Source organism: Kitasatospora sp. NPDC088264, from assembly GCF_040685715.1.
Taxonomy (GTDB): Bacteria; Actinomycetota; Actinomycetes; order Streptomycetales; family Streptomycetaceae; genus Kitasatospora.
This window is the reverse complement of the sequence record NZ_JBFBIR010000092.1, coordinates 1-24,085: the sequence shown is the minus strand read 5'-3', so window position 1 is coordinate 24,085 and position 24,085 is coordinate 1. Positions and strand designations below refer to the sequence as shown.

The following is a 24,085-nucleotide window of genomic DNA, read 5'->3' as shown; positions in this document are numbered from 1 at the left end:
CTCGACCCCTGGCACACCCTCCAACGCTACTGGCACGCCTGGTCGCAAACGCCCCCGCCACCCGAACTCCAAGCCCTCATCACCTCGTTGGCCACTGGCCGAGCCCTTGATCTCTACTTACGGGTTTAACAAACCACCGGTAAGCCACCCGGCGCCAGCACCAAACCCGCTGCCGCGAGGAAGTCCTCAAGGCTGATGACACCGCCGTCGGTGCCGTCGTCCCATTCGACGAGGAGCCCCGAGAGGCCCTCGTTCCAAGAGTCCGGCGTGTCGGCATCATCCTCAGGCCCAGGATGCCACTCGACGCAGCCCTCACCATGCCGGTATCGGAGATACAGGTACTGACCGTCTGCCGTCCAGGCATCCCACTGCAACGGGTAGGCAGAACATGGCTGCGTAGTTGCGGACCGAGAGCACCTGTTGGTGCGAGATGGCAGCACAAGGCGATGGTTGGAGCCCCGAGTGTCGATGAGAAGTGGCAGCGGTTCTGGCGCGTCGGGGGCGCGAGAATGTCCCAACGTGCCGCGCCACCCCGACGGGTGGCGCGGCACCCCAGTCAGGACGGATCGTCCTCCGTGGCCGTGGTGATGACGGTGGGCGGGATGCTGTCGGGCAGTGGTGTCCGTTCGCCTCCGTCCTCCTCGGTGAAGGCGCGCACGCCGGCCCCGCCGGGGAACTCGCCGGTCACGTAGTGGTCGGTGCGGAAGCCGAGCGAGGCCCGGGGGCCGAGTTCGGTGCCGTCCGCGCGGACCGGGACGAGTTGGTGGTGCTCCATCCACAGGCAACCGGAACTGCGCGGCGGCACGGCCAGCCCGTACGTCCTGGTCACCTCGTTCATCACGGTCACGCTCCGGCGCCTCTCGTAGCCCAGTTCGACGGTCGCCGACACCGAGTACGTGGTGGTTCCGGAGACGCCCATGCCGAAGGGCTTCGCGGACACCTCGATGCCGACCGCCACGCCAACGCTGATGCCGGTGGTGACGTTGAAGGCGGTGCTGTCCTCCCGGCTGACACCGGTGGTGACGGCCTCCGACTGCTCCTGCTGCACCGTCCCGTTGCGGTTGTCGCGGAACAGGGCGACGTCGAAGCGCCGGAGGCGGCGGATCCGGTAGAACGGCGAGTTGCGGATCTGCCAGTGCGCGTCGCGGACCGGGTCCTCGACCATGAAGTACGGCACGGTGACCGTGCGGTCGGTCACCGTCGTCTGCGCGGGCGGCCGGTCGAACGAGGTCAGGCGTGGCACACCCGGCCCGGGACGCCTCTCCACGACCGCCGGCAGGTCCAGCACCCAACCGGTCGGCGTCGACGACGGCCGGTCGGCCGTGAACACCGCCGTGAATCCCCCAGGCGGCACCAACAGCCGCTCCTCGGTGTCCTGGTTCGACTGCTGTGGCGCCACGACCGACCACAGCCGCATGTTCCCGCTCTCCAGCAACCTGTCGCCGAACTCGCCCCGTCGGACGTACAAGCGCCCGTTGTGCTCCCGTTTGACGCACACCACCGGGAAAGAACCAAAATCGGGATGTGGAGCGTTGGTGGCGACGATGTCGCCGAGGGCGATGTAGCCGTCCGGGGGGACGGGCCGCCAGATCCCGACGGAGACATCCTGGGGCAGGTCGCCGATCCGGTCGTAGCGCACGGGTGGCCGGAGCATGCTCCGGTCCGCCGAAAGGTCCCGCAGGAGCAGTGCGGCACCGTCCCGGGGGAGGCCGCCGGCGGTGAGGGGCGGCCCGAAGTGGTGCGCAGCGCGACCCCAGCCGTCGCGCATGGGCTCGTTCGCGGCGTAGATCGCGGAGTCGTGCCGGACGCCAGGCATGACGTTGGGCCAGACCCGGCGGATGTCCGGAGTGAAGCGCAGTTCTAGATCACCGTAGCGTTGGGTGGTCACACGGACCTCTCTCCTCGCTCAGAACCGTCACCTGACCCTAGGCCCTCCCTCCCGCCCTTCAGGAAGGGAAGAACAGGCCATGTGCGAGTCGGCCACCGGCCGTCTCCCGGCCCGCCGCCGCTGGGGGCGGCGTACCCAGGAACCCGACGCGGTACTTGCGCTGCAACGCGCGGCCGGACAGGCCCGCGCGAGCATCACGGCGGATCGCCGCGTACAGATCGACCTTGGACTTCGGCAGCACCAGGGACCCCTCGTCGTGCAGAGCACAACCATGGCCCCGAGGCAAGCACCCGAGTGCTCTCAAAACTCGGTACTCACGTACAAAGCCACAGAACACGTCTGCACAACCCGAATCAGCTTCCGAACCTCATCCGTATCCATCCGACGATGGTCGCGCAGCAGCAGATCTCTGGCAATCGGCTTCAGGCCGCCGCCACAGGCGCCCCAAGCAGCAGCCAGAGCACGCCATCAATGATCGGCCTGACAGCTCCTAGAGGGCGGGCTGTCACTCGCCAGTGTCGTACGGGTCGCGCAGAGGCCGTCGGGCGTTGAACAGCACAAGGGCGTGGAGGATCAGGCCCAGGGCCCCGATCTGGTCCTCCACGCCGTCTCAAGTCCACCGTGGTGGACTTGAGACGGAAGCCGACGAAGCGGGTGGAGGGCCTGGCCAGCTACCGGGGCAGCTTCGCGGTGCGCTCCGGGTAAGCGGTTCCGACGTAGCGCATGGCGGTGTCTTCGGTGATGCCGAAGAGCCGCATGAGCTTGAGCGGGTCGCCGGTGGCGAAGGCTTCGTCGAGGATCCGGTCCTGCCGGAGCCTGTCGAGGGTCTGCCCCTTGGGCAGGACCCCCTGCATGGTGATCCGGTGCACGGCCGGGTGGTCCGGATCGAGGGCGGTCTTCTGGGTGACCAGCAGGTGGGGATTGACGCTGGTGGGCCAGCGCTGGTGGCGGTAGGTCAGCCAGTCGGCGGCAAGGCGGTGGTGAGCCCCTCCAGGTAGAGGGTGTGCCGCCGCAGGCCGCGGCGCAGTTCGAGGGTGCTGCGGGCGAGGTTGAGGTCGGCGGTGAGTGCGGTGCGCTTCTCTGAGGCGGGGACTGCGTGGATGGCGGCCAGGGCGATGGCGAGGCGTGCGAACGGGGTGGCGGCCTGGTCGAGCACGCCAGCCAGCAGGTCGGAGGGGACCGGACGTGGAAGGCCGGTCACGTCGCCCACGGGCAGGTGGCGGGCCAGGTCGCGGAAGACCAATCGCTCGCGCTTGAGCGCCCGGAACAGGCTGCGCAGTGCGATGGCGAGCTGGCGTCGGGCGGTACCGCCGAGGCTGTCCAGCGCGTCCTGGAGGTGGTCCGCGGTGACTCCCGAAGGGTCGTCATGCCGCCCGCCGTCCACGCGGTGAGGACCGGCCGCAGGTAGCCCAGGTAGCTGCGGATGCTCTCCCAGCTACGCGGTTCGTTCTCCCGGGGACCCCGGCCGCGCAGCACTGCGCCCATGCGCCGACCTCCTCAGCGACGGGTCGCGGCAGTGTGGCCAGCACCCTCTCGATCCAGACCAGGTCGCGGTCGCGGTGCATCCCGGGATCGTCGACGAGCAGGCCGCGAGCGCGCAGGAACTGGCAGACGGGCTTGGCCGCGAGGTGCTCGTCCAGGCGGGCCAGGTCGTGGACGTCCCGCTCGTGGAAGGCGTTCTCGACTCCGAGCCAGTAGGCCAGGATCGTGAGGGTGCGGATGTTCTTGCGGAAGCCCGACTCCTTCTGGTCGCGGCGAAGCTCGGCGAAGTCCTCCACCAGCGCGGTGGCCGCACCGGTCAGCGGCAGTTCGCCCCAGGGCCGACTGCGCAGCCGGGCCAGCACCGGGGACCAGTCGCGGCGCATCGTGAACAGGGCCTCCTGCCCCCGGCAGAGCGTCGTCGCGGGCGTCGCGTCCACGGGCACCGGCCAGTGCTCGCCGGCCTTCGGCTGCGGGCCCGGTCCGCCCGGGCCGGTAGGCAGGTGGATCACCAACTGCGTGGCGGCAGGCACGCTCAGGTCGTCGCGGTGAGGGTGGCAGGCGCGGCAGTGGCCGGCGCCCAGCGCAAGCCCTTCGCGGCGGCAGCGCGCGCACTGTCCCGGCTGCCGGTGGCGGCGTCTGCTCCAGTTCCGGCACGGGTCGCAGCGAAATGCCGCGTGCTCGCCCCCGGGCATCCAGGTGTTGCAGTCGCGGCACGAGCGCGGTGCGAGCCGCGGGTCGGGAAGGGACTCGTCGGCCAGCAGGCCGGCGCCCAGGAGGACCAGGCAGACCACGTCGGCGAACTTCGGCAGCTCCCTCAGCAGCCGCCCTGAGGTGGGCTTGGCGCCTTCGGCCTCGCGCACCGCCAGGGCGAGCCGGACCATCTCGGCGACCTGGCAGCGCCAGGCGTTGCTCATGCGGCGCTCGGCCACCAACGCCAGCAGCGCCGGTTCGGCCCGGTCCCAGCCGGACAACTGCCGGACAACTGCCGGACGGCGATGGCGCGGGCCGTATCGCGAGTGAGGGTGCGCGCCATGGTGAACAGGGGAATCTGGCCCCACGCCTGCGGCTCCAGCACGGCCGACTGGTCGGGCCCGACCGTGCGCTGCCTGTTCAGCTTGCGCTTCCACCCGGAGTTCACCCAGCGCCCGCCGCCCTCAAAGCGCACGATCTTGCGGGCCTGGGCCGCGTAGCGGTGTGTGCCGACGATGAGCTGGAGCGGGCGCGGCCGGGCACCCGGGACGCCCAGGGCCCAGGGATGAGAGCTGCCATGGCACCGTGCCGTAGTACTCGCAGACCTCGATCACCGGCTTGATCAGCCCGTCCAGGGTCTTCGGCTCCAGGCCGGCCGCGTCGCGTGCCCACTGGTACTCGGACAGGGTGTCGAGGAAGAAGCTCTCCTCGTCCTGCACCGAGATCCGGGCCTGGCGCCGCCGCTGGAGCGTGACAACGTCCGCCAGGCCGGACTCGACCGAGACCGCCGCCGGGTCGACCGGGACGGCCGAGTCCGGGGCGGGCCGCACGAGCGTCAGCACGCGAGTTTCGGAATCTGCCACGAGCCAGCAAATTACGGGACACACTGACAGATTCTGCGAGTTACCGCTGGAATCTCACACGATCGAGCGACGCCCCGGTAACCCCGCTCCTACCTGCTGAGATGCCGCGATGGTGCTCGCGAGCAGCCAGCGGGAACCCGCTCGTACTCCACTAGGCCTGCACCTCGGCGGTCGCTTCTCCCTAGACGGCGACGACTCCCCAATCCCGGACTACTACCGCGGCTCCAGCACGAGCGTCCTCAAGCAGCTCGCCACCCTCCTCGGCACCGGCGGGCCCGGCCTTTCCGACGAGGCCCTGCCGCGCGTGCAGGCGTGGTGGACCTGGCGTCTGGCCGCCGTGACGAGCGCGACCGAGCCGGACGGGCGCACCGAGCTGATCGACACCCTCCCGGCCCTAGCCGCCAGCGGCCGCTTCCCAGACGAGTGGATCCTCCAGCAGTTCCACGTCCTGCTGGACGCCAGCGGCTAAGAAGTCATCTCATTTGGGGATCCTCCGGAGGCAAATGAGGGCTGCGGCGATGCTGGCGAAGGCGGCGAAGTGGTCGGCCTTGCGTTCGTAGCGGCGGTGCAGTCGACGGAAGCCGCCGAGCCAGGCGACGGTGCGCTCGATGACCCAGCGGTGGCGGCCGAGGCTTTGGGAGGACTCGACGCCTCGGCGGGCGATGCGGGCGGGGATCTGGCGTCGTCGCAGGCAGGAGCGGATGAAGCGGTGGTCATAGGCTTTGTCGCCGTGCAGCTTGCCGGGCCTGCGTCGCCTCGGTCCGCGCCGCGAGCGGATCGGCGGGATCGCATCGACGAGCGGGATCAGGGCCTGGCTGTCATGGACGTTGGCTCCGGAGATCGCCAGCGACAGAGGCAAACCGGTACGTTCCGTCAGCAAGTGGATCTTCGACCCGTACTTGCCCCGATCGACAGGATTCGGACCCGTCAACTCCCCTTTTTCAGAGCCCGCATGTTCACCGAGTCGACGGCGCACCGCGACCAGTCCAACTCGCCCCGCGCGCCGAGCTCGTCCAGGACGACCCGGTGGAGCTTGGCCCACACTCGAGCCCTGCTCCACTCGGTGAAGCGGCGATGGGCGGTGGGCCCGGACGGACCGAAGCAGGGCGGAAGTTAAGCCCAGGTGCATCCCGAGGTGGCCACGAACACGATCGCCGCCAGCACTTCGCGGTCCCCGTATCGGCGTCGGCCACCGCCCTGCGGCCGACTCGGCGCCGCCGGCACCACCAACTGGAACAGCTCCCACAGCTCATCCGGCACCAAGCGCTCCACGATCGTCACGCGAGCAGCCTACAAGGCCAAATGAGATCACTTCTAACTGCGCACCGACTCCACGACGTTCACCTACCTCACTCGCGCCGCCGACGCCCACACCGAGCAGGTCCTGCTCCTCCTCAAAGACTGGATCATGACCCTCGGCCCCTACGACCAGACGCCCCGCTACCGGGAAGCCGACATCCGCACTCTACTGCGCACCGGTCTGGCCGATCCGAAGTGGGCCCAGTTGGCGGAAGAGATCATCAACCGCGCAGCGACCCGAGGGCACAGCCAGTTCCGCGGGCTCCTCCAGGCATCTGGAGACGCCAGCGAGTAGGCCGCTGAACCTGAGCGGGAGGACGGTTGAGACCGGCGGTCGGGCCAAGCCAGTACCCACGGCGGTGCGAGCGTGGTCTCGACGTCGACCTGGATGTCGCCTGGGAGCACACGCTCACCGTGATCCCGTAAGGACCGAGTTCCCGCCCCGGATCTGGCTGAACGGTCGGGGCTGCGAGCCCCGGGCGTACCGCGTCTGGGCGCGCAGGACGCCGGGCGGCCTACGCGGCATCGCCCTTTCTGAGGGAGGTCATGGGCTCACCCTGCCACGCCGCGTGCCGACGCGCTCCCGGGTTTCCCGGCCGGGAAACCCGGGAGCGTGGACTGCGGACTACTGGCTACGGGCTACGGGTTGGGGATGCTGCAGTTGCTGTCCTGTGGGCCCGCCAGGGAGGCGCCGTTGGAGTAGTCGTGCTGGGTGCTGTAGGCGGGGCAGATCTGGTCGAGCGACGCGATGGCCGTCCAGATGTCCGGGGAAGTGGCGTGGATGTTGACGTAGCCGTAGACGTCCTTGCTGCTCTGGTCCCCGATGGTCGCCTGACCGGTGTAGCCGTTGCTCGCCATCAGGTACACCTTGACCTGGGAGCCGTTTCCCTGGAAGCCGCCGGACCACTGAAAGTGGGCGATCGCCGTCCGGCTACAGCTGTCGTACTGCTGCTCGACCTGGCCGACGTAGACGCCATTGTTGTAGATGTTGCCCGGGAGGCCTTGGTCGCTCACCCCGCAGGCGAGACGCGGGGCCGGGGCGGCCGAGGCGTCGGTGCTCATCGTGAGCGCGACGGTCGCCGCAAGGGTGACCGTGGCGACGGCGTGGCGAATACGCATTGGGTGTTCCCCCTGGAGTCGGTCCCACGGCCGGAGCGGCCGGGGTTCGAGGGGAGCGTAGGCAGGCGCCGAGGAGGCGACGTAGGCACGTTCAGGACAAAGCCCTTAGTTGGGGCGCTAGTTGAGAGGGATTTACCATTCCGCTGGCGGACGGATGACGGGAGTTGGGATCCCGGCCACCCGCCCGTCGCGTAGCCCTACGCCCCGGCGGGGCGGGTGAAGCCGTAGGAGCGCTCGACCTTGGCGACGCGGAGGGAGCAGGCGGGCCCGGACGGCCTGGGCCTGGCGTGGGAGCGGCGCTGGCGATCGTTCCCGCGGCTGCTGGTGGTCCTGGCCGGCGTGGCGGCGGCCGGGGTTCGCGGCGCGGTGGCGGACCTGTGGCTGACCGCCGAGGAGAACCCGGCCACCGCCGAGCTGCTCACCGCCGAGCCGCCGCAGCGCGCGAGGTCGAGGTGGGAGCCGCAGCAGGGACTGCTGCGGTCCGGTCAAGGTCGTAGCGCACGGCGCGGGTGCGCAGAGCGGGCCTGGTGATGCCGCGCAGGGCGTCATGGTAGGCGTGCTCGATGAAATGCCAGCCGCGGAGGACGAGGCGGTGGTCAAGTTCGCGGTGGCGCTGGAGGAACTACTGGTAGAAGACACTGTTCCGGGAAGAGACGGTCATGGTGACCTGTTGTCCGTCGACGACACGCAGGCCGCCGTAGACCCGGGTCTTCTCCGGGCCGCGGCTGCAGTCCAGCTCAGCCTTACGGGACCTTCGTCACCGCGACGCCGTTGACGAACACCGTGACGTCCTGCGGCGCCCGGCGCAGGATCTGCAGGACGTCGGGGGGCATCGGCCCGGACCAGGTGACGGAGACGACTTGGTGCTCCTCGTCGACGGTGACAGACGGAGCCGGGCCGGTCTGGTGGTGCTCGTGGGCGAGTTGCCGGACGAAGTCGCCGAAAGGCACAACGGGGGGCGGGTCGGGCAGGGTGAGCGGCTGGTGGGTGTTGTGGACGACGATCTGGCCAGGGAAGGCCTCCTCGAAGGCATGCTGGGCCCTGGCCTGGTCGCCGATGACGCCCGCGCGCACCCGGTGGTCGGGCATCTGGTCGACCATGTAGACGGCGAAACCGTCGCCCCGGACGGTGCGGGCGTAGCGGTCGGCTCCGGGGTGCGCACGGTTGCCTTGTTCGATGCCGGGATCGAGGTGACAGGTGTGGAGGGTGACGTGGCGTCCGGTGGCTTTCTGGAGTTCGCGGCTGGCCTTCTGGTGGTCGCCGATGATGTCCGCGTCCAGGCCTTCGGCGGTGAGGCCGATGTTGCAGACGTGGTAAGTGTTGCCGCCCATGCGGGAGGCCAGGGTGAGGATTTCGTCGTCGCCGGGGTGGGTGGTGGCGGCGGCGAGCATGGTGATGGTGGCGCCGATGCCGACGGCGACCGCGGTGGCGGTGGCGGTGAACAGGGTTCTGGTGGTACGCCTCATGCGAGTGAGATCCCGAACTTGTTGGTGATGGCGCCGATCGGCGCGTAGGAGACCCCCGAGTAGCAGGTCGGCTTCCAGCCGGCGGCGGTGTCGGTGCCCCACTTGCAGGCGACGGGCTCTCCGGCGGATCCGACGATGATGCCCTTGGCGGCCGAACAGCGTCGCCCACCGGGTAGGGGGCAAGGACAATCGGTGTCGGCACTCCGGCCGACCGACTGACGGATCGCCACAAACACACTCTGTCAAACGGGTTCGGCACCCGACGCCGCCGCGGTGGACGTCTCCGGCCAGGAGGCGTCCACCGCGGGCGGCGGGGCAGGACCAGCGCGACGATCTCCTCCCTGGGGCCGGCTGCCACGGACGAGACGACGTCACCCAGGAGCGCGCTGCCTCCGCTGCCGCCACACTGCGGTGGACGCCGTCCGGCCGGAACACGATCACCGCTTCGGCCGGACGGCGCGCGGGAAGCCGGGCGTAGTACGCCAGTTGTAGATCGCGACCTTGCCCATTGGCGGCCCCCAAGGGCCAGTCGGGACACCAAGCTGCCCGTCCCGTTGGTGACAGGGCGAAGCCATTCTGCGGGGTGCCCCGTACCAGCAGGATGGTGATCACCGGCGCGGGGCGAGGACGACTCCCCCGGACGAACGCCGTGCCGACGGGGTTCGCGGTAGGTAGAGGCTCCGTATCCGGACCCGCCCGTACCGCGCCGATGCTCCGCCGCGCACAGCCGGGCGGACGACAACCGGCCTGCTCGCAGGATCGTCCGGAGTCCGGCCGGGCTCGACGCGGACAACCTCGGATCCCGCTCTTCCCCCTCTGTTGTCCGCGGCCACCTCGGGTTGTCCGCCACTCACCTGGGCCTTCACGCCCTCCTGTAGACGGACAATCACTGCGGATCCCACGCTGGAGATTCCACCGGCTCTCAGAAGGGAGTTCCTTTGACACACAGCCTCGACCCGGCCGACATCGTCGTCGTGCGCGCTCCGGACGTGGAAACGGCCATCACGCCCGATGACATCAGCTTCGGGCCCGCGGACGACAACAACAACAACGACTCCGGTCATAAGGACTTTTTCATCGACGACACCGACTGACCTCGCCTGAGCAGAGCCCGCCCGAGAAGTCTCACGGGCCGGGGAGGGGCCGCGCTCCCGGCGCGCCCCCTCCCCGAAGGACAGCAAGAACGCCAAGGAAGACATGGCTGCCGGTTACCGCGTCAGCAGAGCCGGCCGACCTCTGTTAGGAGACACGAGATCTCGATGACTTCTCTGACGGACCGGGTGGGGGCCGAGCCCGAAGACGGGCCTTCCTTCGGCCTCTCCCGCCTTCTCCACCCGGTCTCCCTTCCGACGTTCCGCGACGAGTACTGGGAGCGGCGGCCACTGCACATCCCGAGGAACGACCCCGAGCACTTCGCGGATCTCCTGACGCTCGACGACGTGGACCGGGTGCTGGGCCAGTCCGGTCCGGACTTCGGGAACGTCCGGGTCATCCGCGAGGGCAAGGAGACCCCGGTGTCCGAGCTGGGCGCCCCCGGCCGCAACATGACCGCCAGCCGGCTGGAGGCGCTGTACGAGCGGTACCGGTCCGGCTCGACCGTCATCCTGAACGCCCTCGAACGCCGCTGGGAGCCGTTGGCGCGCTTCACCTCGATGCTGAGCGCCGAGGTCAACGCCAGGTTCCAGGTGAACGTGTACCTCACCCCCGGCGGGCAGGCCCGCGGATTCGACCCGCACTACGACAGCCACGACGTGATCGTGATGCAGGCGTACGGCAGCAAGCGCTGGCGGCTGTACGGGGCACCGTACGCGCTGCCGTTGGAGGGTCAGAGGTACGACCACTCCGGCGAGGTGCCGGAGGTCGAGGAGGAGTTCGACCTCCAGCCGGGCAGCCTCCTCTACCTGCCCCGTGGCACCATCCACGCCGCGACGTCCAACGACGCCGCGTCGATGCACCTCACCTTCGGTGTCCACCCGGTCCTTATACCCGCGCTGATCAGCGACGCGGTCCGGGAGGTCTTCGAGGGGGACGAGCGGTTCCGCAGGAGCATGCCCATCGGATTCGCCAACGACAAGCACCTCCAGGAGCAGGCCGAGGACGTCTTCGCCGAGCTGATCGATGCGCTCGCCGCCCGGCTCTCGCCCCAGGAGATGACGGCCAGGGCCGTGAAGCAGACGACCTCGCTCGCTCCGGTGACGCTCCGCGGTCACCTGGGCGACCTGGAGAGCCTGCCGCGGCTGAACCTCGACACCCGGGTGCGGCGTCGTCCGGGTCTGCGGTGGAGCGTGGCACTCGGCGAGGAGGTCGTCGAGCTCGAGTTCCACAGCAAGACCATCCAGCTGCCGGTCCACGTGGCCGATGAAGTCAGGTTCGTGACGGAGAGCGACGGTCAGGGGTTCACCGCCGGCTCGATCCCCGGCGGCCTGGACCAGCCGGGCTGCCTGCTGCTCGTGCGCACGCTGGTCCGCGAAGGATTCCTCACCCTGTCCTGACGGACGGACGGACGGACGGGTGCCGGGCCGGGCCGGGCGGCGCCGGCCGGTCCGGCATGACGACTCACGCAGATCCTCCCGGTGCCCCGGCCCGCGGGCCGGGGCACCTGACGGACGCGTCCGACGGAGAGAAGGGAGGAGCCCCGTGGCCGGAGAACGGAAGAACAGGCGGCACGCTCCACTGGTCAGAGCCATGGGCCTGTTCGTGCCGCACCGGCTCCGGCTCGGCGCCGTGCTGCTGCTGGTCGCGGCCGGATCGCTGGCCGCGATCGCACCGCCGTTCATGCTGCGGCAGATCTTCGACGTCGCGCTGCCCCAGGGCCGGCTCGGACTGCTGACCGGGCTGGCCGCCGGGATGCTCGCCCTGGTGGTGGCCAGCACGTCCGCCGGAGTGCTCCAGGCCTACCTGTTGGTCACGCTGGGGCAGCGGGTGATGGACGACCTGCGCACCGCGGTCTACACGCATCTGCAGCGGATGTCCCTGTCCTTCTTCACGGCGACCCGCACGGGCGAGGTGCAGTCCCGGATCGCCAATGACATCGGAGCCATGCAGTCGACGGTGACCGGCGCGGCCGCCACGATCGTCGCCAGTGCCACCACGGTGGTGGCCACGTTGCTGGCGATGCTCTCCCTGAACTGGCAGTTGACGGCGGTGTCCCTGGGGGTGCTCCCGTTCTTCGTCGGGATCAGCCGCAGGGTCGGCGCGGAGCGGCGCGGGATCGTCGAGCAGCAACAGAGCCTGCTCGCCGTGATGTTCAGCCTGATCGAGGAGTCGCTGTCGGTCAGCGGCTTCCTGTTGGGCCGCACGATGGGGCGCACCGACACGCTCGTCAAGGAGTTCGCTGGGCGGTCGCGGGACCTCGCCGATCTGACCGTCCGGTCCTCGATGGCCGGACGATGGCGCCAGTCCATCATCTCGATCATCGTGGCCGCGATGCCGATAGCGTTCTACTGGACGGCCGGAATCGTCGGTGGGTACGGTGGCCCGACCATATCCGTGGGTACCGTCGTCGCGTTCACCGCTCTCCAACAGGGCCTCTTCGGGCCGGTCATGACCCTGTTGCAGACCGGCATCGGCATCCAGAGCTCCATGGTCCTGTTCGACCGGGTCTTCGAGTACCTGGACCTCGAGGTCGACGTCGCGGAGCCCAGGGATCCCGTTCCGCTCACCGGGCGCCACGGACACGTCCGCTTCGAGCAGGTGAGCTTCTCCTACCCGGCTTCGGGGCCCGTCCTCCGGGGGGTCGACTTCGATCTGCCGGCCGGTGAGAAGCTGGCGGTCATCGGCGCCACCGGCGCGGGCAAGACCACCCTCGGCCATCTGGTTCCGCGTCTCTACGACGTCACGGGCGGACGGATCACCATCGACGGCGTCGACATCCGTGACCTCAGCTTCGCCACCCTTGCCGAGACGGTCGGCATCGTCCTGCAGGACACCCACCTCTTCCACACGACCGTGGCCGACAACCTGCGGTTCGCCAAGCCCGGAGCGACCGCGAGTGAGCTGGCGGCCGCCGCCGAAGCCGCTCAGATCCATGAACTGATCGAGAGCCTGCCGAAGGGGTACGAGACGATCGTGGGCGAGCGCGGGTACCGGTTCTCCGGCGGCGAGAAACAGCGCCTGGCGATCGCCCGGACCATGCTGAGGAATCCGCCGGTCCTCGTCCTGGACGAGGCCACCAGCGCACTGGACACGATCACCGAGAAGGCGGTCCAGCGAGCACTGGAGGCGCTCTCCGCGGGCCGTACCACGATCACGATCGCCCACCGGTTGTCCACGGTCCGGCATGCCGACCGGATCATCGTTCTGGACGGCGGCCGGGTCGTCGAGTCGGGCACGCACGCGGACCTTCTCGCCCGCGCCGGACGGTACGCGGAGCTCTGCCGGGCGAGCGGCTCCCTCGGCCCGAAGCCCTGAAGGACGGAAGTCGCCTACGCCAGACGCCCGCTCAGAGCCGCAGGTCCATCCGCTGCTCGACCGTGTCCAGGCCGAACTTGCGGGCGGAACGGGAGACGGTGAGCTCGAAACCGGCCTTCGCGTACAGGTGGTGGGCGGCGTCGAGGCCCGCGATGGTCCAGAGCAGCACGCCCTCGTACGCACGGGCGCGGGCCTCGTCCAGGGCGGTCTCCAGCAGCCGGCCGCCCAGGCCCCGGCCCCGGGCGACCGGGTCGAGGAGCACCCACCGCAGCTGGCCCCAGCCCGGGCGTTCGTCCGCCCGGACGAGGCCGGTGGCGCCGACCACGCGGCCGTCGAGCTCGGCGACCCACAGACGACCGGGCGCCGCACCGCCCTCGCGGGCCCGGGCGAGGACCAACTCGGCCATCCCGGCGGCGACATAGGCCTCCATGGTCTCGTCCGTGCCGTACTCGCGGGCGTAGAGGACACCGTGCAGGGCGGCGACGGTGCCGAGGTCTCCGGGGCGGACGGCCTCGCGGACGGTCGCGAATCCGGGTGCGGTGGCGGCCATGGTGGCATCCCTTCCAGGAGGGCACTTCCACTGAAACAGTCGTTTCAGTGGAACGATAGACCACGTGTCCACCCCCACCCCCGCAGATGCGCGCTCCCGCCCGTCGCGGCGGCGCGAGGAGATCCTCGCCGCGACCGTCCGCTACGTCGCCGAGCACAACGTGTCCGACCTCTCGCTGCGCCCGCTGGCGGCCGAGATCGGCTCCAGCCCTCGGGTGCTGCTGTACCTGTTCGGGTCGAAGGAGCAGTTGGTCCGGGAGGTCCTGGCGGTCGGCCGGGCCGAGCAACTCGCGCTGCTGGAGCGCTCCGAGACCGAGGGCGGCGACGCCCGCGAGACCCTCGAACTGCTCTGGGAGTGGCTGACGAAGCCCGAGCACCGGGGCGCGCTACGCCTGTTCTTCGAGGGGTACGTCCGCGCCTTCGGCGGCTCCGGGCCCTGGCTGGACTTCGGCACCGTCTCGCTGGACGAGTGGCTGCCGCCCCTGGAACGCGCCCTGGACGGCACCGGCGCGAATCCCACCGTGGTGCTGGCCGTCCTCCGCGGCCTGCTGCTGGACCTCCTCGCCGACGGCGACGGCGGCGGCGGGAGCGGGGGCAGGAGCGAGGACGGGAGCGAGGACGGGAGCGAGGACGGGAGCGAGGACGGGAGCGAGGACGGGAGCGAGGACGGGAGCGAGGACGGCAACGACGGTGGCGGGAACCACGCCGGCCGCGTCCACGCCGCCTGGCACGCCTTCCTCGACGCCACCCTCGGCTGACGCCCGGCAGTCAGCCCGCGCCGCACCCGAAGGCCGGGTGCTCGCCACCTGCCAGCGGCGCCTGAGGACCTGGCGCCTGGTCGCCACTCACGCGGACAGGCCGAAGAGGACACCGGCGGAGTCCAGGCAGGGGCCTGCGTCATGGACAAGGGCGACGCCTCGTGTTCGTGTGCCGGCGCCCGCGTCCTGGCGGTGCCCTGCCCATGTGCAGGCGGGGGTCTGGCGGTCGCGCTTTCCGCGGTGCCGTGGTTGCCGGGCACGACTACTGTGCCGTTCATGTCTGACGATCTGCGGGACTTCCACCCGCGTGCTGAATCCGCCGCGGCCGTTGGGCGGTTGGCCGATCCGGGGTTCCTGGTGAACGCGGACCCGGGATCGGTACTGGCGTTGCTGGATGCGGCGTCCGGTCCGGTGGCGCGATTGGCCGCGTCGGTGTACCGGGCCTCGACACACCTGCATCGTGACGTCACCGCGGGGGTACGCCGGCAACTGCTGGCGCTGGACGCGGCCCGTTACGGGGACCCGGAGCTGTCGGCGCGGATCACCGCGGTACCGGTGGAGGACGAACCCGCCGCACCGTGGGGCGTCGAGTGGGCCACCGGCTCCCAGCTCGACCGGTCCGTGCGTCGTATTCCGACCGCCCACACCGACGCGTTGCTGGCGGTGGCGACGGCGGTGGTCGACGGCCGCCCCGTCGCGGTCACCGGCGGTACTGACCGGAGCGTGCGGGTATGGGACCTGACCACCGGCCGGCAGATCGGCCAACCTCTCGCCGGCCACACCGGCCAGGTGTGCTCGGTGGCGACGGCGGTGGTCGACGGCCGCCCCGTCGCGCTCATCGGCAGTGGTGACCGGACCGTGCGGGTATGGGACCTGACCACGCGCGAGCAGATCGGCCGACCCCTCACCGGCCACACAGCTGCGGTGTCGGCGGTGGCGACGACGGTGCTCGACGGCCGTCCCGTCGCGGTCACCGGCAGCCACGACGAGACCGTGCGGGTATGGGACCTGACCACGCGTGAGCAGATCGGCGAGCCGCTCACCGGCCACGAGGAGGCGGTGCGAGCGGTGGCGACGGGGGTGGTCGACGGCCGCCCCCTGGCGGTCACCGGCAGCGAGGACGAGACCGTGCGGGTATGGGACCTGACCACCGGCCGGCAGATCGGCCGACCTCTCACCGGTCACGACGGCTGGGTGCTGTCGGTGCTCACGACAACGATCGACGGCCGCCCCTGCATCGTCAGCGGAGGCGAGGACTGGACGCTCCAGGTGTGGGATCCGACCACCGGCAAGCAGATCGGCGAGCCGGTGAACGGCAACACCGACAAGGTCCGGGCGATGGCGACCGCGGTGCTGGACGGCCGTCCCCACGTGATCGCCGGCAGTCAGGACGGGATGGTGCGGGTGTGGGACCTGACCTCGGGCGGCCAGGTTGGTGAGCCGCCCACCGGCCACACCGGCGAAGTGAACGCGGTGGCGACGACAGTGGTCGACGGCCGCCCCGTGGCGATCACCGGCGGCGGCGGCACGGTGCGGGTCTGGGACCTGACCACCGGCCGGCAGCTCGGCCTGCACCTCACCGGCCAGGACGACTGGGTGGGGGCGGTGGCGACGGCGGTGGTCGACGGCCGTCCCGTCGCGGTCGCCGGCAGCCACGTGCAGGTATGGGACCTGACCACGTGTAAGCAGATCAGCGAGCCGCTCACCGGCCACGAGGAGGGGGTGAACGCGGTGGCGACGGCAGTGGTCGACGGCCGCCCCGTCGCGGTCACCGGCAGCTGGGATGACGTACGGGTCTGGGATCTGACTGCGGGTCAGCAGGTCGGCGAGCCCCTGACGGGCCACACCGGCGAAGTGAACGCGGTGGCGACGGCGGTGGTCGATGGCCGCCCCGTCGCGGTCACCGGCGGCGACGACGGCACGGTGCGGGTCTGGGACCTGACCACCGTCCAGCCGATCGGCCAACCCCTCACCGGCCACACCGACCGCGTGCTGGCGGTGGCGACGGCGGTGGTCGGCGACCGCCCCGTGGCGGTCACCGGCGGCGACGACGGCTCCGTGCGGACCTGGGACCTGACCACCGCCCAGCCGATCGGCCAACCCCTCACCGGCCACACCGGCGACGTGAACGCGGTGGCGACGGCAGTGGTCGACGGCCGCCCCGTCGCGGTCACCGGCGGCGACGACGGCACGGCGCGGACCTGGGACCTGACCACCGGCGACCAGGTCGGGCCGGAGCTGGTGTTCCCGCTGCCGGTCCACACGGTGGCCGTGGTGCCGGATGGCCGGTTGGTGGTGGGCTTCGGCTGGGAGGTCGCGGTGTTGGCCCGCCGCTGACCGGGCCCCGCACGAACGTCTCGCCGCCGGACGGCGGTGGCGGCCCGCGGTCAGTCCGCGCCGGACGGGAGCCAACGCAGGGCGAACCAGAGCTCCATCCGGACCTCCGCGTCGCCGAGGTCGACGGCGAGCAACTCGCCGACCCGGGCGATGCGTTGGCGCACGGTGTTGCGGTGGAGCTGGAGCGCCGCCGCGGTGCGGTCCCAGCTGCCGTGCAGGGCGAGCCAGGTGCGCAGGGTCTCCCGGAGCACGGCCGGCCCGGGGGTGCCCGCGGCGGCCAGCGGGGCGAAGGTGCTGAGGGCGAGGGCGGCGGCGTCCTCGGGGGCGACCAGGGTGTGGACGCTCGGCCCGACGGCCTCGCGGTGGTGGACGGCGGCGGCACCGGTGGCCAGCGCGTGACGCAGGGCCCGGTCGGCCTGGGCGTCGGCGGTCCTCAGTTCCGCCGTGGGGGCGGGCGCGCTGACGCCGAGCGTCCAGCCGAGCCGGGCGGCGGATTCGGTGTCCACGACCCGGTCCGGAGCCGCCGAGCCGGGCAGCAGCGCCCGCAGCCGGGTCCCGTCCAGGTTCAGGTGCGGTGTGCCGAGGGCGGTGCCGAGGGCGGCGAGTTGGACGGCCTCCCCGCCGCCGCCCGCCCGGCCGGTCAGCCGGCCGTGCACGACCACCCAGGCCCCGTCGGGCGGCAGCAGGGCGGCCGCCGCCTCCTCCGGTGCGGCGCCGAGCAGCAGCCGCACCAGGGCTCCGGCGCTGCGGGCGTCCGTGCCGAGCGCGTGCCGCGGGCTGGTGAGCAGCGAGAGCAGCACCACGGCCACCCCGGCCACGGACCGGTGGACGACGGTCGGCGGCTCCTCGGCGGCGGTGACGAGCGTGAGCGGGCCGCCGGAACCGTCCGAGCCGGGCAGGGTCCGCACGGTCAGGTGCCGCCCGGCGTAGTGCTGGGCGGCGGCGGTCGGCGGCTGGGCGCGGCCCGCTGCGCGCGCGGTGGTCCGTTCCGCGAGGGCGCGCAGTTCAGCCGGGACCGGTACGGGCGGGCGCACTCCGGCGCTGAACAGTTCGACGCCACGTCCGTCCAGCAGTGCCGTCCAACCGCCCAGGTGCACGGCGAGTTGCTGGACGACCGCGCGCAGCGCGTCGGGGCGGGCGGCCGCGGAGGCGAGTGCGGACTGGGCTTCGGAGATCTGCCGCAGGCCGCGGTGGGCGGCTTCGGCCATCGCCGAGTAGGCGGCCCGGCCGACGGCGACGAACGGGGTGCCGTCGGGCACCCGTAGCAGGGGCAGGTCGTGCCGGTCGCAGGCGGCGACCAGGTCGGCCGGCACCTCGTCGTAGACCGGTGCGACGCCGAAGCCGAGTGCGGCGGCGCCCGCTTCGACGACGCAGCGTACGTAGGCGTCGATGCCCTCGGCGTCCTTCGGGAGGCGGACTCCGGCGGTGAGCAGCAGTTCCCCGCCCAGCAGGTAGGGGCCGGGGTTCTCGACCTCGGTGGTGCCGACGGTGCCGATCAGCCGGTCGTCGAGCGGTCCGGCGATCTGGCGCAGTCCGAGCACGGGGTCGGCGAGCAGGACGGTCAACGGGACGGCGGGGCTGCCGGAGGCGGGAGCGGGGGCTGGGTTGGGCACGCCGGCGGCCTTTCGTCGGAGGTTTTGCACATCTGACCCCACGATATTGGATGAAACCGATACTTCTGCAGGCCAGGTGGGGCGGTTTAGGTTCAGCGCACGGCGTTTTCCTTCGGGTGCCCCCGGCTCGTCCCCCCGCTCCCCGCCCTTCCTGTGAGCCCTGCCAGTCCCGCCCGTCGCCTGCCTGTTCCCCCACCCACAGCCCTGGCCCGGCCCGCTCCCCCCAGCGCGTCCGGCCGGATCGGAGGACCCCCCATGACCCTCGACTACGTCGTGATGATCGGCTATCTGTTGGGCATCGTCGGCGTCGGCTGGTGGGGCAAGCGGCGCGCCTCCTCGAAGGCGGACTTCCTCGTCGCGGGCCGCCGTCTGGGCCCGGTGCTGTACACGGGGACGATGGCCGCCGTCGTCCTCGGCGGCGCGTCCACCATCGGCGGCGTGCGGCTCGGCTACTCCTACGGCCTGTCGGGCGCCTGGATGGTGTTCGCGATCGGGCTCGGCCTGCTGGCGCTGAGCATCCTCTTCTCCGCCCGGATCGCCCGGCTGCGGGTGTACACCGTGGCCGAGATGCTGTCGCTGCGCTACGGCGGGGCGGCGAGCGTGATCTCCGGCGTGGTCATGTGGGTCTACACCCTGATGCTGGCGGTGACCTCGACGATCGCCTACGCCAGCGTCTTCGACGTGCTGTTCGACGTGCCCCGCTGGGCGACCGTGGTGATCGGCGGCACCATCGTGGTCGGCTACTCGGCGCTCGGAGGCATGTGGTCGATCACCCTCACCGACATGGTGCAGTTCGTGGTGAAGAGCATCGGGGTCCTGTTCCTGCTGCTGCCGGTCGCCGTCGTGAAGGCCGGCGGCCTCGCCCGGCTGAAGGCCGAACTGCCGTCCGGCTACTTCTCGTTCGGCTCGATCGGCGGCGACACCATCTTCACCTACGTGCTGATCTACACCTTCGGCATGCTGATCGGCCAGGACATCTGGCAGCGGGTGTTCACCGCCCGCACCGACCGGGTGGCCACGTACGGCGGCACGGTGGCCGGAGCCTACTGCCTGGCGTACGCCGTCGCCGGCGCGGTGATCGGGATGGCCACCAAGGCGCTCTACCCCCAACTGGCCAGCCCCGACAGCGCGTTCGCGACCATCGTGAAGAGCACGCTGCCGGCCGGGGTGCGCGGCCTGGTCCTGGCGGCGGCGCTGTCGGCGATGATGTCGACCGCGAGCGGCGCGCTGATCGCCTCCGCCACCGTGGCCAACAACGACATCTGGGCCCGGGTACGCACGCTCGTCGGCCGGGGAGGGCCAGGCGCCGCGGCCACGGACCATGACGAGGTGCGGTCCAACCGGCTGGCGATCGTGGCCCTCGGCGTGCTGTCGATCGGCGTCGCCTGCGTACTGGACGACGTGATCTCGGCGCTCACCGTCGCGTACAACCTGTTGGTCGGCGGTCTGCTGGTGCCGATCCTGGGCGGGCTGGTCTGGTGGCGCGGCAACCTGCCGGGCGCGCTCGCCGCGATGATCGCGGGCGGCGGCACCGTGATCGCGTTGATGGCCGCCAAGGGTGTCCTCGCCAACGAGCCGATCTACTTCGGCCTCGCCGTGAGCCTGGTCGCCTACCTGGCCGTCAGCCTGGCCACCCGCCCGACCGATGCCACCGTGCTGGAGCACTGGCGCGGCCGGCTCGCCGGGCAGGCCGCGACCCCGGCCGCTCCCGCCGCCACCGCCCCGGCCGCCGCGCTCTGAGAGGAAGCCTCATGGGCCTGCCCACCGCACCGACCGTCCCGACCGCACCGACCGTCACGTCCGGACCACCCGCCCCGCTCGGACCGTCCGGACCGTCCGGACCGACGGTGCCGCCCGCACCGACCGAGGCCCGGTTGCGCCGCGAACTCGCCGCCGTGTACCGGCTGGTCGCCCACTTCCGGATGACCGACCTGATCTTCACCCACATCTCGGTCCGCGTCCCCGGCCCCGAGCAGCACTTCCTGATCAACCCGTACGGCCTGCTGTTCGAGGAGATCACCGCCTCCGACCTGGTCAAGATCGACCTGGCCGGGAACCCGGTGGAGCCGACCCCCCATCCGGTCAACCCGGCCGGCTTCGTGATCCACAGCGCCGTCCACGCGGCCCGCCAGGACGCCCACTGCGTGCTGCACACGCACACCCGGGCGGGCTGCGCGGTCGCCGCCCAGCGGGACGGGCTGCTGCCCCTCAACCAGATCTCGATGGAGTTCCACGACCGGGTCGGCTACCACGACTACGAGGGCGTCGCGCTCAACCTGGCCGAGCAGGAGCGACTGGTCGCCGACCTCGGCGGGCACCCGGCACTGATCCTGCGCAACCACGGCCTGCTGACCGTCGGCCGCACCCCGGGCGAGGCCTTCCTGCGGATGTACTACCTGGACAAGGCGTGCGAGATCCAGATCGCCGCCCAGGCCGGCGGCGGCCCGCTCGTCCTGCCGTCCCGCGAGACCGCCGAGCTCACCGCCCGCCAGCTGACCGGCCAGGAGCACGGATCCGACCTCCAGGACGACCGGGCCGCCGAACTGGCCTGGGCCGCCCTCCTGCGCCTCGCCGACCGGATCGCCCCCGACCACGCGAACTGACCCCGTCGACCCGGCGCAACCCCCGCCCGCCGACGCCCCGACGCCGACGCCCCGCCCGCGGCTCCCCGACGCCGACTCCCCGACAACGCCCCGACAGCGCCCCGCCCGACCGACTCCAGGAGCTGCCATGAGCACCGCCCCCGACCCCCACGCCCCCCACAGCCCCCTCGGCCCCACCGACTCCTCCCGCGTACCGCGCTACGCCGGGCCCGCCACCTTCGCCCGCCTGCCCCGGATCGACCAGGTCCCGCGCGCGGACATCGCGGTCGTCGGCGTGCCCTTCGACACCGGCGTCTCCTACCGGCCCGGCGCCCGCTTCGGCGGCAACGCGATCCGCGAGGCCAGCCGGCTGCTGCGCCCCTACAACCCGGCCCAGGGCGCCTCGCCGTTCGCACTCGCGCAGGTCGCCGACGCCGGGGACATCGCCGCCAATCCGTTCGACATCCACGAGGCGGTCGACACCGTCGAGGCAGCCGCCGGCGAACTGCTGGACACCGGCGCCCGGCTGATGACCCTCGGCGGCGACCACACCATCGCGCTCCCGCTGCTGCGCGCCGTGGCCCGTCGACACGGGCCGGTCGCGCTGCTGCACTTCGACGCCCACCTGGACACCTGGGACACCTACTTCGGCGCCGAGTACACCCACGGCACACCGTTCCGCCGGGCCGTCGAGGAGGGAATCCTGGACACCTCCGCCCTCTCCCACGTCGGCACCCGCGGGCCGCTCTACGGCAAGCAGGACCTCACCGACGACGAGAAGCTCGGCTTCGGCATCGTCACCTCCGCCGACGTCCTGCGGCGCGGCGTGGACGAGGTCGCCCAGCAACTGCGCGAGCGGGTCGGCGACCGCCCCCTGTACATCTCCATCGACATCGACGTGCTCGACCCGGCGCACGCCCCCGGCACCGGCACCCCCGAGGCCGGCGGACTCACCTCGCGCGAGCTGCTGGAGATCCTGCGCGGCCTGAGCGGCTGCCACCTGGTCTCCGCCGACGTGGTCGAGGTCGCACCCGCCTACGACCACGCCGAGATCACCGCCGTGGCCGCCTCGCACACCGCCTACGAGCTGACGACGTTGATGGCCCGCCAGATCGCGAGCGAACGGACGGAGCAGGATCCGCGAGCCGGTGCGGGCGGCCGCACCGACGGACGCCCGGCCAGCCGCGCCGACGCCCGTACGGAGTCCCACGACGCCACCGGCGAGGTGCGCGCATGACGCACCTCCGCAACGGCGGCGACCTGGTGGTCGAGTCACTCGCCACCCTCGGCGCCCGCTGCGTCTTCGGCCTGCCCGGCCAGCACGCCCTCGGCCTGTTCGACGCGCTGCGCCGCTCCGACCTGCGTTACGTGGGACTGCGGGTGGAGAACAACGCCGGCTTCGCCGCCGACGGCTACGCCCGCACCGCCGGGACGGTCGCCCCGCTGTTCCTGTCCACCGGGCCCGGCGCGCTCACCTCGCTGGCCGCGCTCCAGGAGGCCGCCGCCGCCTCGGTGCCGGTGCTCGCCGTCTCCAGCCAGATCCCCTCGGCCGGACTGGGTGGACGGCGGCGCGGCTACCTGCACGAACTCGTCGACCAGCAGGCCAGCTTCCGCGACGTGGTGAAGTCCGTGCACACCGCCCGCACCCCCGCACAGATCCCCTCCGCGCTGGCCGCCGCCTGGGAGTCGGCGCTGAGCGCGCCGTACGGGCCGGTGTGGGTGGAGATCCCGCAGGACGTCCTGCTCGCGCCGGTGACCGTACCCCCGGTCACCGGGCTGCGCGCCGAACCCCGGCCGCCGGTCCCCCGCCCGGAGCTGGTCGCCGAGGCCGCGGTGCTGCTGGCCGAGGCCGAACGCCCGGTGATCCTGGCCGGAGGCGGCGTGGTCCGGGCCGGAGCCAGTGACGAACTGCTGCGGCTGGCCGAGCTGTTGCGGGCCCCGGTGGCCTGCACCTTCGGCGCCAAGGGGGCCTTCCCCTGGGAGCACCCGCTGTCGCTGCGGTCCTGGCTGGAGGACCGCCACACCACCGACCTGCTGGAGGACGCCGACGTCCTGCTCGTCGTCGGCTCCGGCCTGGGCGAACTGTCCAGCAACTACCACACCCTGGCGCCGCGCGGCCGGATCATCCAGATCGAGGCCGACGCGGGCAAGCTGGAGGCCAACCACCCGGCCTTCGGCATCCACGCCGACGCCCGCCTCGCCCTGGCCGCCCTCTCCGACTCGGTACCGGCCGCCACAGCGGACGGACGGGCCGAGGCGGTGACCGCCGAACTGCTCAAGCGCGTCCAGGAGCGGATCGACGGCCAGGGGCTGGAACTCGAACAGGACTTGCTGGCATCCGTTCGCCACGCGCTACCGGACGACTCCCCGGTCTTCTTCGACATGACGATCCTCGGCTACTGGGCCTGGTCCGCCTTCGACGCCCGCCGCCCCGGAGCGATGCACTCCGCCCAGGGCGCCGGCGGCCTCGGCTACGGCTACCCCGCCGCACTGGGCGCCGCCGTGGCCACGGGCGGCCGCCCGGTCCTCGCCGTCTCCGGCGACGGCGGCGCGATGTACTCGCTCGCCGAACTCGCCACCGCCCGCCAACTCGGCCTCAACGTCACCTGGCTGATCATCGACGACGGCGGCTACGGCATCCTGCGCGAGTACATGACGGGCGCCTTCGGCGAGGCCACCGCCACCGAACTGGCCCGCCCGGACTTCGTCCGCCTGGCCGAGTCCTTCGGCGTCCCGGCCGCCTTCACCACGCCCGACGACCTCGCACGGGACCTGGCCGCCGCACTCGCCGCCCCGGGCCCCAACGTGCTGGTCCTGCCCGCCCTGCTGCGGATGTTCGCACCCACCCACCTGGACGCCTGAACCACGGGGGGAGCGCGACGGCCCGGCCTTGCCCGCGCCCGGCGCGCTCCCCCCCGTCGACCTGATCGCACACCACCACGCGCCCCGGCCGTCCGACGCCGTTGCGCCGCCCCTTGGATAGGCTGCCGCAATGGCCCTCGACTCCCCCCGACTGCTGCGCGCCGACG

The 24,085-nt window shown here is 71.7% G+C and carries 22 protein-coding genes and 2 pseudogenes; 12 read left to right on the top strand and 12 right to left on the bottom strand.

Going from position 1 to position 24,085, the window contains the following annotated elements; genetic code table 11:
• Positions 1 to 556 precede the first annotated feature (556 nt).
• The 6 genes from AB0O82_RS36410 to AB0O82_RS36385 all read right to left on the bottom strand — a co-directional run bounded on the left by AB0O82_RS36410 (position 557) and on the right by AB0O82_RS36385 (position 4,902).
• Positions 557 to 1,888, bottom strand: a complete 1,332-nt coding sequence (locus AB0O82_RS36410) for a hypothetical protein (RefSeq protein ID WP_363588966.1) — start codon at positions 1,886 to 1,888, stop codon at positions 557 to 559.
• Between the two features lie 58 nt (positions 1,889 to 1,946).
• Positions 1,947 to 2,129 carry a hypothetical protein gene (locus AB0O82_RS36405; protein ID WP_363588965.1) on the bottom strand — a complete coding sequence of 61 codons (183 nt, stop codon included), beginning with the start codon at positions 2,127 to 2,129 and terminating at the stop codon, positions 1,947 to 1,949.
• A 430-nt stretch (positions 2,130 to 2,559) separates the two neighbouring features.
• Positions 2,560 to 2,757 carry a hypothetical protein gene (locus AB0O82_RS36400; protein ID WP_363588963.1) on the bottom strand — a complete coding sequence of 66 codons (198 nt, stop codon included), beginning with the start codon at positions 2,755 to 2,757 and terminating at the stop codon, positions 2,560 to 2,562.
• 86 nt (positions 2,758 to 2,843) lie between these two features.
• Complete coding sequence (locus AB0O82_RS36395; protein ID WP_363588961.1) at positions 2,844 to 3,272, bottom strand: hypothetical protein; 429 nt, start codon at positions 3,270 to 3,272, stop codon at positions 2,844 to 2,846.
• Positions 3,253 to 4,341, bottom strand: a complete 1,089-nt coding sequence (locus tag AB0O82_RS36390) for a hypothetical protein (protein WP_363588959.1) — start codon at positions 4,339 to 4,341, stop codon at positions 3,253 to 3,255. Before AB0O82_RS36390 ends, AB0O82_RS36395 begins: the two co-directional genes overlap by 20 nt.
• A 183-nt stretch (positions 4,342 to 4,524) precedes the next feature.
• Positions 4,525 to 4,902 carry a hypothetical protein gene (locus AB0O82_RS36385; RefSeq protein ID WP_363588957.1) on the bottom strand — a complete coding sequence of 126 codons (378 nt, stop codon included), beginning with the start codon at positions 4,900 to 4,902 and terminating at the stop codon, positions 4,525 to 4,527.
• 130 nt (positions 4,903 to 5,032) lie between these two features.
• On the opposite strand from AB0O82_RS36385, the gene AB0O82_RS36380 reads away from it, so the two are divergent.
• Positions 5,033 to 5,392 carry a hypothetical protein gene (locus tag AB0O82_RS36380; protein ID WP_363588955.1) on the top strand — a complete coding sequence of 120 codons (360 nt, stop codon included), beginning with the start codon at positions 5,033 to 5,035 and terminating at the stop codon, positions 5,390 to 5,392.
• A 9-nt stretch (positions 5,393 to 5,401) separates the two neighbouring features.
• Here the strand turns inward: AB0O82_RS36380 and AB0O82_RS36375 are convergent.
• A pseudogene (locus tag AB0O82_RS36375) lies at positions 5,402 to 6,198 on the bottom strand (IS5 family transposase).
• A gap of 133 nt (positions 6,199 to 6,331) precedes the next feature.
• Here AB0O82_RS36375 and AB0O82_RS36370 point away from each other — a divergent pair.
• Positions 6,332 to 6,517: a hypothetical protein gene (locus AB0O82_RS36370; RefSeq protein ID WP_363588953.1), complete on the top strand. Its 186-nt coding sequence runs from the start codon at positions 6,332 to 6,334 to the stop codon at positions 6,515 to 6,517.
• Positions 6,518 to 6,861: 344 nt separating this feature from the next.
• Here the strand turns inward: AB0O82_RS36370 and AB0O82_RS36365 are convergent, their stop codons facing one another.
• Positions 6,862 to 7,341: a hypothetical protein gene (locus AB0O82_RS36365; RefSeq protein ID WP_363588951.1), complete on the bottom strand. Its 480-nt coding sequence runs from the start codon at positions 7,339 to 7,341 to the stop codon at positions 6,862 to 6,864.
• A gap of 240 nt (positions 7,342 to 7,581) precedes the next feature.
• Between AB0O82_RS36365 and AB0O82_RS36360 the strand changes: the two genes are divergently transcribed.
• A complete protein-coding gene (locus AB0O82_RS36360; protein WP_363588949.1) occupies positions 7,582 to 7,872 on the top strand; it encodes a hypothetical protein in 291 nt (96 codons plus the stop codon).
• A gap of 212 nt (positions 7,873 to 8,084) precedes the next feature.
• Here the strand turns inward: AB0O82_RS36360 and AB0O82_RS36355 are convergent, their stop codons facing one another.
• Together AB0O82_RS36355 and AB0O82_RS36350 are read right to left on the bottom strand one after the other, a co-directional pair.
• Positions 8,085 to 8,807, bottom strand: coding sequence for a hypothetical protein (locus AB0O82_RS36355; protein WP_363588947.1), 723 nt, complete (start codon positions 8,805 to 8,807; stop codon positions 8,085 to 8,087).
• A complete protein-coding gene (locus tag AB0O82_RS36350) occupies positions 8,804 to 9,037 on the bottom strand; it encodes a hypothetical protein (protein WP_363588945.1) in 234 nt (77 codons plus the stop codon). Before AB0O82_RS36350 ends, AB0O82_RS36355 begins: the two co-directional genes overlap by 4 nt.
• Positions 9,038 to 9,745: 708 nt before the next feature.
• Between AB0O82_RS36350 and AB0O82_RS36345 the strand changes: the two genes are divergently transcribed.
• The 3 genes from AB0O82_RS36345 (at position 9,746) to AB0O82_RS36335 (ending at position 13,217) form a co-directional block, all read left to right on the top strand.
• Positions 9,746 to 9,901 (top strand): hypothetical protein, encoded by a 156-nt coding sequence (locus AB0O82_RS36345; protein WP_331742852.1) that lies wholly within the window; start codon positions 9,746 to 9,748, stop codon positions 9,899 to 9,901.
• Positions 9,902 to 10,066: 165 nt separating this feature from the next.
• Positions 10,067 to 11,299 (top strand): cupin domain-containing protein, encoded by a 1,233-nt coding sequence (locus AB0O82_RS36340; protein ID WP_363588943.1) that lies wholly within the window; start codon positions 10,067 to 10,069, stop codon positions 11,297 to 11,299.
• Between the two features lie 193 nt (positions 11,300 to 11,492).
• Positions 11,493 to 13,217: an ABC transporter ATP-binding protein gene (locus AB0O82_RS36335; RefSeq protein ID WP_363588968.1), complete on the top strand. Its 1,725-nt coding sequence runs from the start codon at positions 11,493 to 11,495 to the stop codon at positions 13,215 to 13,217.
• Positions 13,218 to 13,248: 31 nt separating this feature from the next.
• Here the strand turns inward: AB0O82_RS36335 and AB0O82_RS36330 are convergent, their stop codons facing one another.
• Positions 13,249 to 13,767: a GNAT family N-acetyltransferase gene (locus AB0O82_RS36330; RefSeq protein ID WP_363588941.1), complete on the bottom strand. Its 519-nt coding sequence runs from the start codon at positions 13,765 to 13,767 to the stop codon at positions 13,249 to 13,251.
• Between the two features lie 64 nt (positions 13,768 to 13,831).
• Between AB0O82_RS36330 and AB0O82_RS36325 the strand changes: the two genes are divergently transcribed.
• Both AB0O82_RS36325 and AB0O82_RS36320 read left to right on the top strand, forming a co-directional pair.
• Complete coding sequence (locus AB0O82_RS36325) at positions 13,832 to 14,524, top strand: helix-turn-helix domain-containing protein (protein ID WP_363588939.1); 693 nt, start codon at positions 13,832 to 13,834, stop codon at positions 14,522 to 14,524.
• 276 nt (positions 14,525 to 14,800) lie between these two features.
• On the top strand, positions 14,801 to 16,861 hold the full coding sequence (locus tag AB0O82_RS36320) for a WD40 repeat domain-containing protein (RefSeq protein ID WP_363588937.1): 2,061 nt from the start codon (positions 14,801 to 14,803) through the stop codon (positions 16,859 to 16,861).
• Positions 16,862 to 16,911: 50 nt separating this feature from the next.
• On the opposite strand, the gene AB0O82_RS36315 is transcribed toward AB0O82_RS36320, so the two are convergent.
• Positions 16,912 to 18,474: a PucR family transcriptional regulator gene (locus AB0O82_RS36315; protein ID WP_363588935.1), complete on the bottom strand. Its 1,563-nt coding sequence runs from the start codon at positions 18,472 to 18,474 to the stop codon at positions 16,912 to 16,914.
• A gap of 255 nt (positions 18,475 to 18,729) precedes the next feature.
• Here AB0O82_RS36315 and AB0O82_RS36310 point away from each other — a divergent pair, with 255 nt between their 5' ends.
• From AB0O82_RS36310 to AB0O82_RS36295, 4 genes and pseudogenes are all read left to right on the top strand, one after another.
• Positions 18,730 to 20,214: a sodium:solute symporter gene (locus AB0O82_RS36310; RefSeq protein WP_363588933.1), complete on the top strand. Its 1,485-nt coding sequence runs from the start codon at positions 18,730 to 18,732 to the stop codon at positions 20,212 to 20,214.
• An 11-nt stretch (positions 20,215 to 20,225) separates the two neighbouring features.
• Entirely contained in the window at positions 20,226 to 21,077 is an 852-nt protein-coding gene (locus tag AB0O82_RS36305; RefSeq protein WP_363588931.1) for a class II aldolase/adducin family protein, read from the top strand.
• 127 nt (positions 21,078 to 21,204) lie between these two features.
• A pseudogene (gene speB, locus AB0O82_RS36300) lies at positions 21,205 to 22,182 on the top strand (agmatinase); the annotation flags it as partial.
• Positions 22,183 to 22,289: 107 nt separating this feature from the next.
• Positions 22,290 to 23,918: a thiamine pyrophosphate-binding protein gene (locus tag AB0O82_RS36295; RefSeq protein ID WP_363588929.1), complete on the top strand. Its 1,629-nt coding sequence runs from the start codon at positions 22,290 to 22,292 to the stop codon at positions 23,916 to 23,918.
• The last annotated feature ends 167 nt before the right edge of the window (positions 23,919 to 24,085 follow it).

What these genes read in the sequence shown, in the direction of transcription:
- AB0O82_RS36380 (WP_363588955.1), top strand. Translation starts at nt 5,033, where the DNA reads ATGGTGCTCGCGAGCAGCCAGCGGGAACCCGCTCGTACTCCACTAGGC.
- AB0O82_RS36370 (WP_363588953.1), top strand. Translation starts at nt 6,332, where the DNA reads ATGACCCTCGGCCCCTACGACCAGACGCCCCGCTACCGGGAAGCCGAC.
- AB0O82_RS36365 (WP_363588951.1), bottom strand. Translation starts at nt 7,341, where the DNA reads ATGCGTATTCGCCACGCCGTCGCCACGGTCACCCTTGCGGCGACCGTC.
- AB0O82_RS36355 (WP_363588947.1), bottom strand. Translation starts at nt 8,807, where the DNA reads ATGAGGCGTACCACCAGAACCCTGTTCACCGCCACCGCCACCGCGGTC.
- AB0O82_RS36340 (WP_363588943.1), top strand. Translation starts at nt 10,067, where the DNA reads ATGACTTCTCTGACGGACCGGGTGGGGGCCGAGCCCGAAGACGGGCCT.
- AB0O82_RS36335 (WP_363588968.1), top strand. Translation starts at nt 11,493, where the DNA reads ATGGGCCTGTTCGTGCCGCACCGGCTCCGGCTCGGCGCCGTGCTGCTG.
- AB0O82_RS36330 (WP_363588941.1), bottom strand. Translation starts at nt 13,767, where the DNA reads ATGGCCGCCACCGCACCCGGATTCGCGACCGTCCGCGAGGCCGTCCGC.
- AB0O82_RS36320 (WP_363588937.1), top strand. Translation starts at nt 14,801, where the DNA reads ATGTCTGACGATCTGCGGGACTTCCACCCGCGTGCTGAATCCGCCGCG.
- AB0O82_RS36310 (WP_363588933.1), top strand. Translation starts at nt 18,730, where the DNA reads ATGACCCTCGACTACGTCGTGATGATCGGCTATCTGTTGGGCATCGTC.
- AB0O82_RS36305 (WP_363588931.1), top strand. Translation starts at nt 20,226, where the DNA reads ATGGGCCTGCCCACCGCACCGACCGTCCCGACCGCACCGACCGTCACG.
- AB0O82_RS36295 (WP_363588929.1), top strand. Translation starts at nt 22,290, where the DNA reads ATGACGCACCTCCGCAACGGCGGCGACCTGGTGGTCGAGTCACTCGCC.